Below are 14,599 nucleotides of genomic sequence, written 5' to 3'. Positions count from 1 at the left end.
CGTGAATATCGGAAAAGCTTCTAAGTTATCTAAACTGCCAGCCAAAACGATCCGCTATTACGAAGACATAAACCTGGTCGTCCCAGCTCGATCTGAAAATGGTTACAGAGATTACTCAGACGAGGATGTTCACTGCCTGACATTTTTATCCAGCGCAAGAAAACTTGGTTTTTCGATAGAAGAGTGCAGATCCTTGCTTTCGCTCTATCTTGACAAAAACAGGACAAGCCGGGAGGTGAAATCGTTAGCCTCCCGCAAGATAGAGGAAATAGATAAGCGGATTGCGGAATTAACTGCGATGAAATCAATGCTCAATACACTTGTTTTGTCCTGCCATGGAGACAACCGGCCAGATTGTCCTATCCTTGAGACGCTAGCAGCTGTAGATACCAACCAGGATCAGCAACTTTGATGGAAAATAATTTTCTTTAAAAGCTTCTATTGCCCAAACTTCGAAACTTGTTTAAGGCCATTACTCAAACATCCTTAACCGAGTTCCTCATGCAAAGCCTCCCCACCCATCTTAAGGGTACACTCCTCACCGCACTTGGCGTTCTTGTTTTAACGCCTGATGGACTTCTAGTCCGTCTCATAAACGCTGATACATGGACCCTCCTCTTTTGGCGGGGGATCTTCTTCTCTATCGGAATCTTTGGGTTTTACATCCTAAGATATGGCAAAGGGGCCATTGAGCGAACTCTTACGACAGGCACAAGGGGATTGCAGGCAGCTTTTTGTTTTGCTCTCAGTACAATCTGCTTTGTATCTGCACTTCATAATACCACCGTTGCCAACACTCTGGTGATTATTGCGACCGCACCCTTGGTTTCAGCGCTTATTTCACTCATTTTCCTCAAGGAAAAAATAAGTCCTTCTACCTGGATTGCCATTCTCATAAGCACAGGTGGGATTGCGTACATTTTTAAAGGTAGTCTTTCAGGGGAACAGATTATTGGTGATCTTTATGCCTTAGGGGCTGCAATCGCTATCGCAAGTCATATCACGACTGTTCGAGTTGCTAGATCAATGGATATGGTTCCCACTCTGGGGGTTAGCGGCATAATGATTGCTCTGTTTTCCCTAATGCTGACTACCTCTGTAACTGTCAGCACCGCAGATTTAGCATATCTAATCCTGCTAGGCGTTTTTGTGCTACCGATTGCATTTGGCTTGATAACGATAGGCCCCCGCTATATCCCGGCAGCAGAAGTCAGCTTGTTAATGTTATTGGAATCTTTCTTGGGGCCCATCTGGGTTTGGTTGATAATCGGGGAGGAACCAGCTGCTGAAACCCTTATCGGCGGAGCGCTTGTCATTTCTACGTTAGCAGCGCACACGCTCTACACAACCAACTCACGCCGGCTGCAACGTGCGAAAGGCTCCTAACTGGAGCCTTTCAAAACCTTAGATCAAACCAGATCTGTAAAATATATGGCGCCCAACCTCACCAACCTTGTCGAGATGCTTACGCCATCTTGGAGCTACATATGAAGCATGGTAGTGAGTTGCCTGACGAGCCACACCGCTTCTCTCTCCTGACAAGACCAGAGATACAACTTTCAAAGCCTGCTCCCAGGATTTGATATCCCGTGGGCGATCAGTCTTGCCATCGCAAGCAAAAGAGAACTGACACCGATTTTTCATATGCTGATTTTGAAACACAACTTTACAAGCAGTGTTTGGATAGCGCTTGCTTGCGATACGGTTGAGAACCACTTCAGCAATCGCGACTTGCCCCAGAAGAGGCTCTCCACGCGCTTCGAAATAGACGGCTTGAGCGAGGCAAAGCTCTTGGCGGGTAAAAACCCGATCAAACAAGTCGATAGAGTCAAAAGAAACCTTCGTCTTATTGAAATCCGGCATATCCAAGTCTTTTAAGACCGCACGGTTACTCGTAGAAATTCCTCCGAGCCCGGCCAGTTTTGACTCTAACTCAGATGGTGTTGAAACATTATAACGAGATGTAAGATAAGCCTGCTGCAGGCTAGCATCCCTTCCTCCGACAGTAAATATCAGAAAGAGGGTTACGGACATGGCTAACATTATAGCGAAGCCACCTATCAGGACACCTGCTTTATGTCCGGTCATTGCTGTAACCAAGTTTTTCAACATTTGAATTCCGTAATCCGGTAAAATTACGCCTCTACCGTTTCCTCACTCAAGTCGCCCTGAGCACTTCCGTTCGAGATGTTCTAACTATACCAAATTTCATGCAACTGGTTCATCACCCAGATATGGGATAAAGAAGCACTAATTTAAGTGATTTGTTAACCATTTATATCGGGAAAATGTGAAGTGCCTTGCGATTTCGTGTGACATATAAGTCCCAAAATCGCACCCCAAAATACGAATAATTCTTTTAATTTCTGAGGCTTAATACACATGGAGGAGGCCAAATCAGTAAACCCAATAAACCACTTTAACCGGTTACATAGATCATTAATAATAAGCTTAAAAGTTAACAAAATGAGACATGCATCACAGTTTTATGGAGAATCGTTGACAGTCTATTCTCAATGATGTTTAAAGGAAAGCCGTTGGCGAATTTGATAATTAGTTGCATATTATCAACAACTTAACTTCTATTTGCGATTAAGCCGGTTTGATTTGAGTTCAATCAACTTTTTAGCGCATGCTGAATTAAACCTAAAGAAGTGTTGCGTCATGCAACTATTTCCAGTTACCTAAGACTAAAGTGCTAGCCGTAAATTCCGAAGCGGTCAATTTTACGCGTTTATTTGTCCTAATTTGTTAGAATTGATTTTGCCTAAATTTTCCGCAAACGTGTGATTTATATAGCATAAATCACTTTTTTTAGGTTTTCGGCTTTGTTTTGCTTGCATCAATGTAGAAATTTGTTATATCAGCTATGTTGAATTTGTTTCACATTTAAGTAATTGGTAAAGTTTATGGATATTACTGCTCTTCAAAGCAAAGCTCTCGAAGCAAGTCGCTTCCTGAAAGCTATGTCAAACAAGCATCGGTTGCTGATCCTCTGCAATCTTGTAGATGCAGAACGCTCAGTTGGTGAACTTGAGAAAATTGTTGGCCTTAGCCAGTCGGCTTTGTCTCAGCATCTTGCACGTCTCCGCAAGGAGGAGATTGTCAAAACTCGCCGGGAAGCCCAGACAATTTATTACTCTCTGGACGACGAGAGTGTCATCGACGTTCTGGAAGTTCTTTATGATATTTTTCTAGGTGAAGACGAATCTTTGGCTGACGTTGCTTAAGTAACTCTGCTAGCAGTCAAGCTTTTCAAGGAGGAGGTAGTGCTATACTACCTCTTCCTGCTAACAGGACGATATTGTAACAACCTGTTTTCCGACTACCTTCCGTGCCTCCATATCTCTCAGGGCACGTGGCGTGTCTTTAAACGCCCATACCTTTCCCACATATGGCTGCAATTCATGCTTTTCAGTGAGCTTCAGTAGCTCCTCCATGGCTTTTTGCCCTGCAAACGGGTTTCGACGGCCATACTCTCCTGCCCGGACTCCAATAAGTGCCAGCCCCTTATTTTGAATTGTAGCCAAATCGGGCTTTCCAAAAGAGCCGCCAGCGAACCCAACGATCAATAATCGTCCCTGCCACGATAAACAATGAACGGCTTCCTCCAGCAGTTGCCCTCCCACAGGATCAAGTACGATATCCACTCCATCGCCACCTGTAAGCTCCAGTATTTTTTGAACAAGGTTTTCCGTTTTATAATTTATAAGAAAATCCGCTCCCGAGTTTTTGGCAATTTCAAGTTTATCTTCATCACTTGCGCATGCGATGACGGTTGCACCGAGGGCTTTTCCGACAGCAACACTTGCTTGCCCTACGCCACCACCTGCGCCGAACACAACAAGTGTCTCTCCGGCACGAAGGCCTCCTCTTTTAGCTAACGCAACATAGGCTGTCTGAAAGGTGACACCGAAGGCGGCACCAGTTTCAAAGGATAAAGTTCTGGGCAAGCAGGAAATATCTGAGGTTGAGCACAATTTAAACTGCGAAACGGCTCCTGTTTTTCCTCGAAATAGAACAGCGTCACCAACCCGATAACCCCCAACGCCAGCACCAACTCCAATAACCTCTCCTGCACCCTCCATCCCAATAACAAAAGGAAGTTCTGGTTTGAATTGATATTTTCCGTAAGTCATTAGCAAGTCTGGAAAATTCAACGAGGCAGCTTTCACCTCTACCAAGACATCTTCTGGGCCAGGCTCCGGTACGCAAAACTGATCAAGCCGTAATGCAGTTGGGCCCGATAGCTCTTCACATACAATTCCTTTACTCTGTAAACCGGTCACAAGCCCCTCCACTCCACAAACTTTTCAACCAGCCTACAATCATGTGACTGGAAAGTAGACCTCGAAAGGTATATGTCTGAAGAAATCCTCTATTCTAATGGTACTTTTACCCCCAATGGACGCATCTGAACTTACATATCTCGTAGCAGCAGGTGGTGGACTTGCAAGCTTTCTAAGCCCTTGTGTACTTCCACTGGTTCCCGCCTATCTCTGCCTCATTGCTGGCACCAGTTTTGAACAATTGGAACAGTCGTCATCAACCGAAGGCGGATCTGCCATCAACATGCGGGTTCTAGGGATGAGTATTCTTTTTGTCCTTGGATTTTCTACAATTTTTATCTTGCTGGGAGCGAGTGCTTCCGCAGTTAATAGACTTCTCCTCCAGCATATGGATATCCTTTCCAAGATCGCTGGGATCGTAATCATCATTTTTGGTATTCATATGACGGGATTGGTAAGAATACCGATCCTGTATAGAGAAGCCCGCTTCAACTCGATTGAAAAACCCCAAGGGTGGTTCGGAGCCTATATTATTGGATTGGCATTTGGATTTGGCTGGACGCCTTGTATTGGACCAATTCTTGGGACAATTCTGGCAATAGCAGCTTCAGAAAGCTCCTTAACTTACGGCGTATCCATGCTAAGCGTTTATGCGGCAGGCCTGGGTATCCCGTTTCTGCTGGCAGCACTCGCGATCAATCCCTTCATGCGCTTCATGAATAAATTCAAAAAGTACTTCAGAGCTTTGGAAGTCGGCACTGGTCTTGTTATTATTTTGACGGGTACGCTAATTCTAACCGGGCAGTTCCAGATACTGGCTTACTGGTTCCTGGAACTATTCCCCGGCCTTGCGAATATTGGATAGATCGAGATCTAGTTAGTCTCGACGAACTCGCCCTTTTGACCAACTGATGAGAGATCTTTATTCAAGAGATCTGCATCTAGTCCCTGCTCAACACCAACAGACTGAGAGACAGCCTGTGGCTGATTTACAGGAATAAAAGACAAGACAAACATAATTCCGATCAGAAAGATCGCGATAACCCAAGTCGATGTGAACCTGTCTAACATGGTCCTTACCTGCTGTGTTTTAGTAAAAAAAAGAAACTTAAGCTCATGGCTTTGAAGCGGGATTTAAGCAAAAGAATGCAGCTTTCAACCTGGAAACACGTATATGTGAGCAAAGTACGTATCTTTAAATCCGGATTGTAATAAGGGTCACAAAGTTTTTGGAAATAAGCGCTTTTTCTGCCAAGCTGGCCCTTAGATTTGAACTTCTACTTAGACATATCATGTGCGCCAGATTTAGCCTAACAAGCCCGATTGAGGCTATTCGAAAACTCTTTGGTTTTCCCCAAAGTTTTAATCTTTCTGCCGCCTATAACATTGCTCCAAGTGATCAGATTCTTGCTGTACGTAAATCAAAGAATAGCGATCAGGTGATAAATGAGGCCTTTCGAGCTCAATGGGGTCTCATTCCTCCCTGGGCAGAGGGATCTAATTTTGGCACAAAGCTCATTAACGCTCGCATAGAAACCGTTGAAGAAAAACCCTCGTTCAAAGATGCGTTTAAATCCAAAAGATGCCTAATTCCGGCCAACGGCTATTTTGAATGGAAAACAGATGACAATGGACAAAAGCAACCATATTTTATCCATCTTAAACATCAGCAACTTTTTGCTTTTGCGGGCCTCTGGGAAGAATGGATTTCTCCGGAAGGACTGCTTAAGGAAAGCTGCACAATAATTACCTGCCCTGCGAATAAGACTATAGAACCAATTCATCATCGGATGCCACTTACAGTGACACGTAATTTTTATGATGACTGGTTAAATGGGAAGGATGCCAATTCTGTTCCTGACCAAAAACATCAGGAAAGTTTCGAGTTTTATCCTGTGAGTAAGGCCGTCGGCAATGTACGTGCCGACGGCCCTAACCTTATCGCAGAAATTCAGCTGGAAAAAACTTGGAAACAAGGAAACCTGTTTTAGGATTAATGACCCTTTGCACCTCGTTGAAATAGATGATGCTCAGGTAATACAGGCTCCTTACTTATTCTTACAACTGACATTTTGAGCTTTTCAAAGGCTTTATGTTCGATCTGCCGAACTCTTTCCTTTGTAATTCCGAGGCGCTCACCTAACGCTTCAAGAGTGACTTTTTCTTCATTCAGACGGCGCTCTTTGATAATCAGCTGCTCTCTATCTGAAAGCTCTTTCAGCGCACTTCTGAGCCAACGTCCTCTGATTTCCCCATCGCAGACCCGAATGGTCACTTCCTCGGGATTTGGGGTGTTATCAGGAAGGAAATCTTCCAGACTATCCTCTCCGTCTTCACTAATCGGCGCACTTAAACTTTGATCCCGGCTCGCCAAACGATTGGACATGCTCTCAACATCTTTTAAGCCGACCTTCAATTTTTCAGCAATTGCAGAGAGAGTCTCCGAGGAAACGGCCCCCTCTTCAGTGCTTTGTATTTTGGCGCGCAACCATCTTAAATTAAAGAAGAGCGACTTTTGAGTTGCACTGGTCCCTGATCTCACAATTGACCAGTTTCGCAAGATGTAATCCTGCATGGCAGATTTGATCCACCAGCTTGCATAAGTCGAAAAGCGGATTTCACGCTCTGGCTCAAAGCGAAACGCTGCCTGCATCAAGCCAATGTTACCCTCCTGAACTAAATCCCCTGGAGGTAAGCCATAGTTACTAAATTTAGACGCCATCGAAACGACCAACCGAACATAAGCAGTGACCAATTCATGTAAAGCTTCTTCATCCCCATCTTCGCGCCAGCGTCTAGCGATCTCAAACTCACGTTCCCTGCTCAACATCGGCGCAGTCATTGCGGAAGAAATAAAAGCTCTATTTCTTTTGAGGGTATTTATTGCATCACGTGTGGGCATGGCATAGGATCCCTTTCATTATATGAATTAGGCATATTCCCTGTGCACTGACATACTTTATTGTTTTCTAAACTATGACCTGTCCAGCAACAGAATTCAAGCTTATTATAATCTTTCTAATATTATTTTTCAAAAAATTGAACATTAGGAAAACTTTATTACAGCTTATTCCACTATGCCTTTATGGTTTCATCAAATCGAAGGTAAAGGAGCATAGACATCACCAACATCACCGCGATCCCGATGTAAGAAATCTGATAACCGGCTTCAGCTGAGAAATGTAATCCCCAACCAAATAGCGACTGCATAAAACCAACTCCAAGTATACTCGTCAGATTTAGCGTTGAATTTGCCCTGCCAACCATGTGGTCCGGAAAAGAGGCACGGCATTGGGCAGCCAAAACGACATAGTGTTGCTGCAGGAATGCGATCGCAATGAACAGAGTACACACTACCCATAGAGCAAGATTATCGAATAAACCAAGAACCAGAAAAGCGGCTATCTCTGCAGCCACGGCACATAGAATAATTTTCTTACGGCTTTTGAACCGTCTGTCCAGGGGGCCGAAAAACAGAGCTCCAAAAGGAACAGCAATCACCATCAAGAACAGGATCTGGCCTCGCTCCACCCCATTCAGCCCATACACACTCTCTAGGTACGGGCCACCCCACATCCCCAAGATTGTTGTGGCAGGACCAAAAGCGACTGCCCCCATGGCCAACAAATAAAAGAAGCGCGGATACTTTAAGACTCCCACATATCCCCTGATACTATCCCGGATACTTAGGGGTTGGTCTTTATGAACTTTATAGTCAGGAGGTGTATCCTTAATCACCATAACACCGACAATCACGGCCAGCATGGTAAAAGCCCCAACAATTAAATAAGCCAGGCGCCACCCGTATAGATCAATGAATAAGGACAAAGGGTAAGAGGCAAGAATACTACCAATCCCGGAAGCTGCCATCAGCCAAGAGGCAACAGTCGCAAAGCGGTCTGCCGGAAACCATTTCGCGAACAAAACATAGGAGGACATCATGGTCACTGAAAACCCTGCTCCGAGGAGCACACGCCCCAGCACCACTTCCTCGTATGTCGTTGCATATGCCAGAACCAAACAGCCAAGAATTGCCCCGCCCACATAAACAGGGATCAGACGTCTCGGCCCAAATCGGTCAAGCAGCATTCCATTCGGAACCTGCAATAAAGCAGATGTAAAAAAAAGTGCGGCCGCCAAAAAACCCAGGCTATCAACTGCGAACACTAAATCTTCAGCGATGGCCGTAATTGTTACAGCACCGGACAGCCGATGAAACTGCCCCAAACCAAATAGCAGTGAACTGATGATGAAAATATAATAGGCCCGTTTATGGATTATCTTGGGCGCAGGCGTGGAAGACATCTGGGGAGCTTTCTTTTTTCTTTTACGATCTTCCTATTTTGACTTTTTGTCAAACTGCTTGATCATTTTCAGCTCAGCGCATATTTTCTAGAGAAACGTGAAATAAAGTGGCGACACCTTCGCCTTAAGAAATAAAAACCGCAGAAATTGAGATTGAGTGATGAAATTCCAAGGTACAGATCAGTATGTAGCAACCGAAGACCTGATGATCGCGGTGAATGCTGCCGTTACGTTGCAACGTCCCCTCTTGATCAAGGGTGAGCCAGGCACCGGTAAAACAGTTCTAGCGCAAGAAGTTGCCAAAGCGCTGGGTAAGAAGTTTATCGAATGGAACATCAAATCAACGACCAAAGCCCAACAAGGTCTATATGAGTATGATGCAGTTTCTCGATTGCGCGACTCTCAGTTGGGCGACGACAAAGTCCATGACATTAAAAACTACATCCGCCCAGGAAAACTTTGGGAAGCATTTACCCAGGATGAAAGCCCGGTCCTGCTGATCGACGAGATCGACAAGGCAGACATTGAGTTTCCAAACGACCTGCTGCAAGAACTAGATCGCATGGAATTCTTTGTCTATGAGACACAGGAAACAATCAAGGCCAAACAGCGGCCCCTTGTGATTATCACCTCCAACAATGAAAAAGAGCTGCCAGATGCATTCCTGCGTCGTTGCTTCTTCCACTACATTACATTCCCTGATCAGGAGACCATGGAAAAAATCGTTGAGGTTCATCATCCAGATGCCAAGAAAGAGTTGGTGCGGGATGCTCTCAATGTCTTCTTTGGTGTCAGGGAAACCCCTGGTCTCAAGAAGAAACCTTCAACCAGTGAGTTACTCGACTGGCTCAAGCTGTTGATGAGTGAAGATCTTCCAGAAGATGTCTTGAAATCCAAGGACCCGTCCAAACTCATTCCACCGCTGCATGGGGCGCTTCTTAAGAATGAACAAGATGTTCATCTGTTCGAGCGTCTGGCATTCCTGTCTCGCCGCGAACAGCGCTAGGGTTTGAAGTCCTATGTTCATCAAATTCTTTTTCACCCTACGAGAAGCCAAGCTTCCAGTAACACTCAGGGAATATCTCACCCTGATTGAGGCATTGAAAGCTGGAGTGGCCGGATTTTCAGTTAATGATTTCTATTACCTGTCCCGTACGACATTGGTGAAAGACGAAAAAAATCTGGACAAGTTTGACCAGGTTTTCGGGCACTGCTTTAACGGCATTGAATTTATAGCTGAAGACCAAACCGTCGAAATCCCAGAAGAATGGCTAAAAAAACTGGCCGAGCTGACGCTAACCGAAGAGGAGAAGGCTGAGGTCGAAGCCTTGGGTGGCTGGGAAAAATTGATGGAAACCCTTCAGGAACGCTTGAAGGAGCAGGAGAAACGGCATCAAGGCGGAAACAAATGGATTGGCACAGCTGGTAGATCACCATTTGGCGCTTATGGCTACAATCCTGAAGGTGTTCGAATTGGCCAGAAAGAAAGTCGCCATCGGAGAGCTGTCAAAGTCTGGGATAAGCGTGAATATAAGAACCTTGACGATAATGTTGAACTCGGCACCCGGAATATTAAGGTCGCCTTGAAACGCCTCAGGCAGTTTGCCCGTGTCGGCGCCCATGAGGAGTTGGACCTTGATGATACAATCAGGTCAACAGCCCGAAACGCTGGTTATCTAGACCTAAAAATGCGCCCGGAACGGCATAACGCAGTGAAGGTTCTAATCCTATTTGATATTGGTGGTTCGATGGACGACCATATCAAAACCTGTGAAGAACTGTTTTCAGCAGCTCGGACAGAATTCAAACATCTTGAATTCTACTATTTTCACAATTGCCTTTATGAAAAATTATGGAAGGACAACCGACGCAGACATGCAGACTTTATCTCCACATGGGATGTGCTTCATACCTATGGCTCAGATTACAAGCTAATCTTTGTCGGCGACGCAACTATGTCCCCATATGAAATAGCATATGCAGGCGGCAGTGTTGAACACTGGAATGAAGAACCAGGACAAGTGTGGATGCAAAGACTTCTGGATATCTACAGCAAATCTGTTTGGCTAAACCCAGTTCCAGAGAAATACTGGGACTACACGCCATCAGTTCAAATGCTCAAGCAAATCATGTCGGATCGCATGTATCCTTTGACGATCGGGGGACTGGAAGACGCCATGCGAGAGTTAAGCCGCTAACGCGCCTGCTTCAAAGACATCAAACTAGTTTTCATCCAGCTCTTTATCTACAAAAGTGACCAGAGCGGTAAGGCGCGTCAATCTGGTCAAAATGAACTTCTGTAGCAAAGAACTCATCAACAGATAGTAGATCGCCGGGTAAATGACTCCATCTGATGCTGTATTGAGCTTGTAGATTAAGGCGCCAATGCTGAGGACGCCAAGATACCAAAGCCGACCACACAAGTTGGCTCGGCGATTAAATTTTTCAAACTTTTCACCATCAAGAGGGTGTTTATACCAGAGGTCGAAAGCTGTTGAGATATTGAGAATGGGCAAGAGAATGAAAAGCAGCCCTACCATCAGGGCCACACTCCCCTGCCCTGACTTCATCAGGATTACAATATCGGAAACCAAGACAATCTTTCCTGAAATCCCATAAAACCCTGTTGCATACCCAACTGGCGAGGCCAACCCAAGGCCAAGTAATGCTGCCGCCAATATCGTGATGGCACCAAGATACCGATCAACACCCTTGGCAAATTTAGCAATGGTTCGGCGATATGGTGAGCCGATTAGAAATCTTTCTAAGAGGGGATGCATCTTCAAGTATATTGCTTGATCGCCTGAGCTAACATGGCTTTCAGTTCCTGACCGACCTGGCCACCATCACCATGAATTCTGCCATTTATTGTCGCTTTCATTGCATCCGTATGGGCTTTAATGATCTGTACATGGCTATCGGACAAACCCGCATTTGGCCCTGTGAAATCATAAAGGCTATCTCCGAATGTGGACACCAGCGGATATCCGAAAGTCCCGCCCTGCCCTTTCATTTCGTGAGCAATCTCTTGGATCTGCTTATAAGTGACAATTCGCTTGTCCTCGAAGTTAATACACACCTCGACAAGGGCTGTAAGCTTATTAAGTGTTTCCTGAACCCAGTCTGGGTAGTCCGAAATCATCTCCTGAAAGAGCTCTTCTGTCTCTTGCAGAACATGCCTTGGGAAAACACTAGTTTCCATATTTGCACCAATACCGCCTGCCTTTTCCATCAAGCGGTTGCGAATGCGGTAAAATCGAACAGTAATTTTTGGCTTGTTCATTCCCCGCTCCTATTCGTAAATAATTTTAACTTGAGGGTCTTTGTCTGTCAGGATCCGGCGATTATCTCCCGCAAACGGCAAATTTTGTCTGCGACGATCAGGTCCAAAATAAGTCGCAGTTTGAACAAACTGACGCTTGGTTCCAATAATCTGTAGAACTTTATCCGCGACACTATTCACTGAAAAAGGTTTTGCGAGAACTTCACTAACCCCAAGGTCTCTTGCCTCTTCAACCTTTTCCTTGTCCCCAAATCCCGTCACCATCAAAAACGGGATGAAACGGTTTGGACTATCTTTGTGGGTTCTGATCCAGCGCAAGAACATCAATCCATCGATAGGCGCCATTTGCCAGTTAGATACGATAAAATCGATTTGCATTGCACCGGCTTTAACCGGGTTTTCCCCAACAAGCTTAACAAACTCGATAGCATCCTTTGCATCATTAAATGTTTTGATATTGCCGACACCAAGTCCAGCAAGAGTTTGTCTGAGCAGGGAGACCATATAATTATTGTCATCCACTACCAATATCGTAAACCCGGATAAATCTAACTCTGCCATCTATCTACCACTCATCAAGAAAGCTTCTTCAACAGGCTCAAAAAAGTCTCACGCTCTTCTTCACTAAGAGGAGACATCGTTTTCTTCGTTACGATACGACCTTTTTCAATCAATGTATCGATCAAGTCAGAGCCAGCCTGCGTAAGCCTCAATTGCATTCGGCGTTTATCAATCTCGTCTGCCCGTGTCTCAACCAGACCACGCTCAATCAGGCGCCGCGTAACTCCCTGGATTGTCGCAGGATCCATGGCTGTTAATCGTCCAAGATGATTTTGAGATAGCTCGCCTTCATCTTTCAACTTACACATCGCTGAATATTGTGTAGGTGTGATTTGGTAGTCGGAGAATTGGGACTGAAAAATTGAACTCGCTTTTTGGTGAGCTTTGCGAAGAAGAAAACCAATCTGTTCCTCTACTCGATAGCTCTCATCTGAGTGATGTTTTTCACTATCTGTATGATTCATGGACAAATTGTCTCCACATTCTACGCTTGCTTTGGTGTTCTTATAAAGAACAAACCAATCACCTTACGATTGTTTGAGCTTCACGCCCTTTATCAATCAGGTCCAGCTCCCCGTCGGCCAGACTTACTTTTGTAATAGCACAATTGTCTGGCTTGAAAGAGACTATTTTCTCAGAACCGGTTAAAAACCCAACGATTACATTTAATACCATGAAATGTGAAAAGAAAACCACGTCTTCTGTTTGGCTCTTTAAGGTAGACAAAATCCCTTCACGCCAAACCTGCAAGTTTTCAGGTTGGGTTTCCCAAGTCTCCTTCATCAACTTATTTAGCCAGGCTCTGCGCTCAGCAAACGGAATGTCACCTGAAGGAATTTCTGCAATGTTGGAATTAATTTCTCTGCGAGCGTCAAGCTTTTCAAAGAGAGGAGCCGCTGTTTCAAGAGCTCTTTTTAGAGGACTACTGACAATTTTTGCCGGCTTGAATGTTTTCAGGATTTCCTGTGTGACGGCTTCTGCCTGCTCTTGCCCCAGGATACTTAGACCGGGATCTGCTTCCTGATCCCAGGAACTGCTTGCTTCCCCATGACGGACAATCCAAATTTCAACCACGATACTTTTGCCTCATTGTTTTTATTGAGACGAAACCTATCACTTGTGGTCAGAATTAAAAGCTTTATTAGTTATCGAAAGAGAACAAGGTTGCTTTTCAACCAAATGCGGTTTTGAGCTTTACAGCACCATCTTCTATGTTGCTGTTTTCAATTTCAACGATTTGTCCCTCGCGAGCGACAAACGCACCTTCCCATTCTTTTGCCGCATCTGCCGCGACCTGATCCATGAACGTATCGTCATGGGAAGGGTCATGATGAAAGATTGCAAGCCGTTTGGCACCAGCCGCCTTACACAGACGAACACCTTCCTGCCAAGTTGAGTGCCCCCATCCAACAAATTTTGGATACTCTTCATCTGTATAGGTACTGTCGTAGATTACTAGATCAGCCCCTTCGATCAGCTCGAGGATGTTCTTGTCCATCTCACCAGGCGTATGCTCGGTGTCAGTGACATAACAAACGACAACACCATCATGTTCAATTCGATATCCCGTACCACCATCAGGATGCACAAGAGGGGTCGTTTTCACCTTGGTTTTTTCCAGAATGGTAAATTCATCGCCACACCGAAAATCTTTAAATTCAATGTTTGCGGCTAACTCTTCAAATGGAACTGGAAAAGTCGGCTGGCACATTTGGGAGGAAAGAACCTTTTTAATTCCGCCACAATCGCACAAATGACCTGCCATAATTTGGATATTTACGTCTTCACAATACACAGGGGCAAAAAACGGAAAGCCGTTAATATGGTCCCAATGTGTATGAGATTGTAAAAAGAGGTAGTTCTTCAGGTTGCGATTCAGAAGACAATTTCCAAGCATTCGAACGCCGGTACCGGCATCCAGAATGACGATCTGATCGTCAAGCACAAGTTCCACACAGGATGTATTGCCACCATACTTCATATGGTCTGCTGATGGAGTTGCGATCGAACCCCTTACGCCCCAGAATTTTACTTGTACGCTCATAAACACCTACCACGAAAATACTGAAATGAATTCAATACACGATTTGGGCATGGATTTCGACTATTACAAAACCCTAAATCACAAAATTGTGTCCTTGGTCACGCCCAAACCGTGCGG

The 14,599-nt window shown here is 44.9% G+C and carries 18 protein-coding genes; 7 read left to right on the top strand and 11 right to left on the bottom strand.

Features of this window, described 5'->3' with window-relative positions:
- Position 1: 1 nt before the first annotated feature.
- Positions 2–412, top strand: coding sequence for a Cu(I)-responsive transcriptional regulator (gene cueR, locus HH301_RS08605; RefSeq protein WP_169568496.1), 411 nt, complete (start codon positions 2–4; stop codon positions 410–412).
- A gap of 89 nt (positions 413–501) precedes the next feature.
- Positions 502–1,386 (top strand): DMT family transporter, encoded by an 885-nt coding sequence (locus HH301_RS08600; RefSeq protein WP_169568495.1) that lies wholly within the window; start codon positions 502–504, stop codon positions 1,384–1,386.
- Positions 1,387–1,404: 18 nt separating this feature from the next.
- Here the strand turns inward: HH301_RS08600 and HH301_RS08595 are convergent, their stop codons facing one another.
- On the bottom strand, positions 1,405–2,112 hold the full coding sequence (locus HH301_RS08595; protein WP_169568494.1) for a cell wall hydrolase: 708 nt from the start codon (positions 2,110–2,112) through the stop codon (positions 1,405–1,407).
- A 797-nt stretch (positions 2,113–2,909) separates the two neighbouring features.
- On the opposite strand from HH301_RS08595, the gene HH301_RS08590 reads away from it, so the two are divergent.
- On the top strand, positions 2,910–3,230 hold the full coding sequence (locus tag HH301_RS08590; RefSeq protein WP_169568493.1) for an ArsR/SmtB family transcription factor: 321 nt from the start codon (positions 2,910–2,912) through the stop codon (positions 3,228–3,230).
- 60 nt (positions 3,231–3,290) lie between these two features.
- Here the strand turns inward: HH301_RS08590 and HH301_RS08585 are convergent, their stop codons facing one another.
- Positions 3,291–4,289 carry a zinc-binding dehydrogenase gene (locus HH301_RS08585; protein ID WP_169568492.1) on the bottom strand — a complete coding sequence of 333 codons (999 nt, stop codon included), beginning with the start codon at positions 4,287–4,289 and terminating at the stop codon, positions 3,291–3,293.
- Between the two features lie 97 nt (positions 4,290–4,386).
- On the opposite strand from HH301_RS08585, the gene HH301_RS08580 reads away from it, so the two are divergent.
- Complete coding sequence (locus tag HH301_RS08580) at positions 4,387–5,154, top strand: cytochrome c biogenesis CcdA family protein (RefSeq protein ID WP_240969443.1); 768 nt, start codon at positions 4,387–4,389, stop codon at positions 5,152–5,154.
- A gap of 8 nt (positions 5,155–5,162) precedes the next feature.
- Here HH301_RS08580 and HH301_RS08575 read toward each other — a convergent pair whose 3' ends face one another.
- Positions 5,163–5,360: a hypothetical protein gene (locus HH301_RS08575; RefSeq protein ID WP_169568491.1), complete on the bottom strand. Its 198-nt coding sequence runs from the start codon at positions 5,358–5,360 to the stop codon at positions 5,163–5,165.
- Positions 5,361–5,518: 158 nt separating this feature from the next.
- Here HH301_RS08575 and HH301_RS08570 point away from each other — a divergent pair, with 158 nt between their 5' ends.
- Positions 5,519–6,280 carry an SOS response-associated peptidase gene (locus HH301_RS08570; RefSeq protein WP_169568490.1) on the top strand — a complete coding sequence of 254 codons (762 nt, stop codon included), beginning with the start codon at positions 5,519–5,521 and terminating at the stop codon, positions 6,278–6,280.
- Between the two features lie 2 nt (positions 6,281–6,282).
- Here HH301_RS08570 and HH301_RS08565 read toward each other — a convergent pair whose 3' ends face one another.
- Together HH301_RS08565 and HH301_RS08560 are read right to left on the bottom strand one after the other, a co-directional pair.
- Complete coding sequence (locus tag HH301_RS08565; RefSeq protein WP_169568489.1) at positions 6,283–7,191, bottom strand: RNA polymerase factor sigma-32; 909 nt, start codon at positions 7,189–7,191, stop codon at positions 6,283–6,285.
- A gap of 173 nt (positions 7,192–7,364) precedes the next feature.
- Positions 7,365–8,594, bottom strand: a complete 1,230-nt coding sequence (locus tag HH301_RS08560) for an MFS transporter (protein ID WP_169568488.1) — start codon at positions 8,592–8,594, stop codon at positions 7,365–7,367.
- A gap of 160 nt (positions 8,595–8,754) precedes the next feature.
- Between HH301_RS08560 and HH301_RS08555 the strand changes: the two genes are divergently transcribed.
- Together HH301_RS08555 and HH301_RS08550 are read left to right on the top strand one after the other, a co-directional pair.
- Positions 8,755–9,600: an AAA family ATPase gene (locus HH301_RS08555; RefSeq protein ID WP_169568487.1), complete on the top strand. Its 846-nt coding sequence runs from the start codon at positions 8,755–8,757 to the stop codon at positions 9,598–9,600.
- A gap of 13 nt (positions 9,601–9,613) precedes the next feature.
- Complete coding sequence (locus HH301_RS08550; RefSeq protein WP_169568486.1) at positions 9,614–10,792, top strand: vWA domain-containing protein; 1,179 nt, start codon at positions 9,614–9,616, stop codon at positions 10,790–10,792.
- Positions 10,793–10,816: 24 nt separating this feature from the next.
- On the opposite strand, the gene HH301_RS08545 is transcribed toward HH301_RS08550, so the two are convergent.
- The 6 genes from HH301_RS08545 to HH301_RS08520 form a co-directional block, all read right to left on the bottom strand.
- Entirely contained in the window at positions 10,817–11,374 is a 558-nt protein-coding gene (locus tag HH301_RS08545) for a hypothetical protein (RefSeq protein WP_169568485.1), read from the bottom strand.
- 2 nt (positions 11,375–11,376) lie between these two features.
- Complete coding sequence (locus tag HH301_RS08540; RefSeq protein ID WP_169568484.1) at positions 11,377–11,877, bottom strand: Hpt domain-containing protein; 501 nt, start codon at positions 11,875–11,877, stop codon at positions 11,377–11,379.
- A gap of 9 nt (positions 11,878–11,886) precedes the next feature.
- On the bottom strand, positions 11,887–12,438 hold the full coding sequence (locus tag HH301_RS08535; RefSeq protein WP_169568483.1) for a response regulator: 552 nt from the start codon (positions 12,436–12,438) through the stop codon (positions 11,887–11,889).
- Positions 12,439–12,452: 14 nt separating this feature from the next.
- A complete protein-coding gene (locus tag HH301_RS08530; RefSeq protein WP_169568482.1) occupies positions 12,453–12,902 on the bottom strand; it encodes a MarR family winged helix-turn-helix transcriptional regulator in 450 nt (149 codons plus the stop codon).
- A gap of 58 nt (positions 12,903–12,960) precedes the next feature.
- Entirely contained in the window at positions 12,961–13,512 is a 552-nt protein-coding gene (locus tag HH301_RS08525; RefSeq protein WP_169568481.1) for a histidine phosphatase family protein, read from the bottom strand.
- Between the two features lie 97 nt (positions 13,513–13,609).
- A complete protein-coding gene (locus tag HH301_RS08520) occupies positions 13,610–14,482 on the bottom strand; it encodes an MBL fold metallo-hydrolase (protein ID WP_169568480.1) in 873 nt (290 codons plus the stop codon).
- Positions 14,483–14,599: the final 117 nt, after the last annotated feature.

This window comes from Sneathiella limimaris, from assembly GCF_012932565.1.
GTDB classification, from domain to species: domain Bacteria; phylum Pseudomonadota; class Alphaproteobacteria; order Sneathiellales; family Sneathiellaceae; genus Sneathiella; species Sneathiella limimaris.
This window is presented reverse-complemented; position numbering and strand designations above follow the sequence as displayed.

What these genes read in the sequence shown, in the direction of transcription:
- HH301_RS08560 (WP_169568488.1), bottom strand. Translation starts at nt 8,594, where the DNA reads ATGTCTTCCACGCCTGCGCCCAAGATAATCCATAAACGGGCCTATTAT.
- HH301_RS08580 (WP_240969443.1), top strand. Translation starts at nt 4,387, where the DNA reads ATGGTACTTTTACCCCCAATGGACGCATCTGAACTTACATATCTCGTA.
- HH301_RS08530 (WP_169568482.1), bottom strand. Translation starts at nt 12,902, where the DNA reads ATGAATCATACAGATAGTGAAAAACATCACTCAGATGAGAGCTATCGA.
- HH301_RS08600 (WP_169568495.1), top strand. Translation starts at nt 502, where the DNA reads ATGCAAAGCCTCCCCACCCATCTTAAGGGTACACTCCTCACCGCACTT.
- HH301_RS08565 (WP_169568489.1), bottom strand. Translation starts at nt 7,191, where the DNA reads ATGCCCACACGTGATGCAATAAATACCCTCAAAAGAAATAGAGCTTTT.
- HH301_RS08590 (WP_169568493.1), top strand. Translation starts at nt 2,910, where the DNA reads ATGGATATTACTGCTCTTCAAAGCAAAGCTCTCGAAGCAAGTCGCTTC.
- HH301_RS08575 (WP_169568491.1), bottom strand. Translation starts at nt 5,360, where the DNA reads ATGTTAGACAGGTTCACATCGACTTGGGTTATCGCGATCTTTCTGATC.
- HH301_RS08520 (WP_169568480.1), bottom strand. Translation starts at nt 14,482, where the DNA reads ATGAGCGTACAAGTAAAATTCTGGGGCGTAAGGGGTTCGATCGCAACT.
- HH301_RS08545 (WP_169568485.1), bottom strand. Translation starts at nt 11,374, where the DNA reads ATGCATCCCCTCTTAGAAAGATTTCTAATCGGCTCACCATATCGCCGA.
- HH301_RS08550 (WP_169568486.1), top strand. Translation starts at nt 9,614, where the DNA reads ATGTTCATCAAATTCTTTTTCACCCTACGAGAAGCCAAGCTTCCAGTA.
- HH301_RS08540 (WP_169568484.1), bottom strand. Translation starts at nt 11,877, where the DNA reads ATGAACAAGCCAAAAATTACTGTTCGATTTTACCGCATTCGCAACCGC.
- HH301_RS08535 (WP_169568483.1), bottom strand. Translation starts at nt 12,438, where the DNA reads ATGGCAGAGTTAGATTTATCCGGGTTTACGATATTGGTAGTGGATGAC.
- HH301_RS08555 (WP_169568487.1), top strand. Translation starts at nt 8,755, where the DNA reads ATGAAATTCCAAGGTACAGATCAGTATGTAGCAACCGAAGACCTGATG.
- HH301_RS08595 (WP_169568494.1), bottom strand. Translation starts at nt 2,112, where the DNA reads ATGTTGAAAAACTTGGTTACAGCAATGACCGGACATAAAGCAGGTGTC.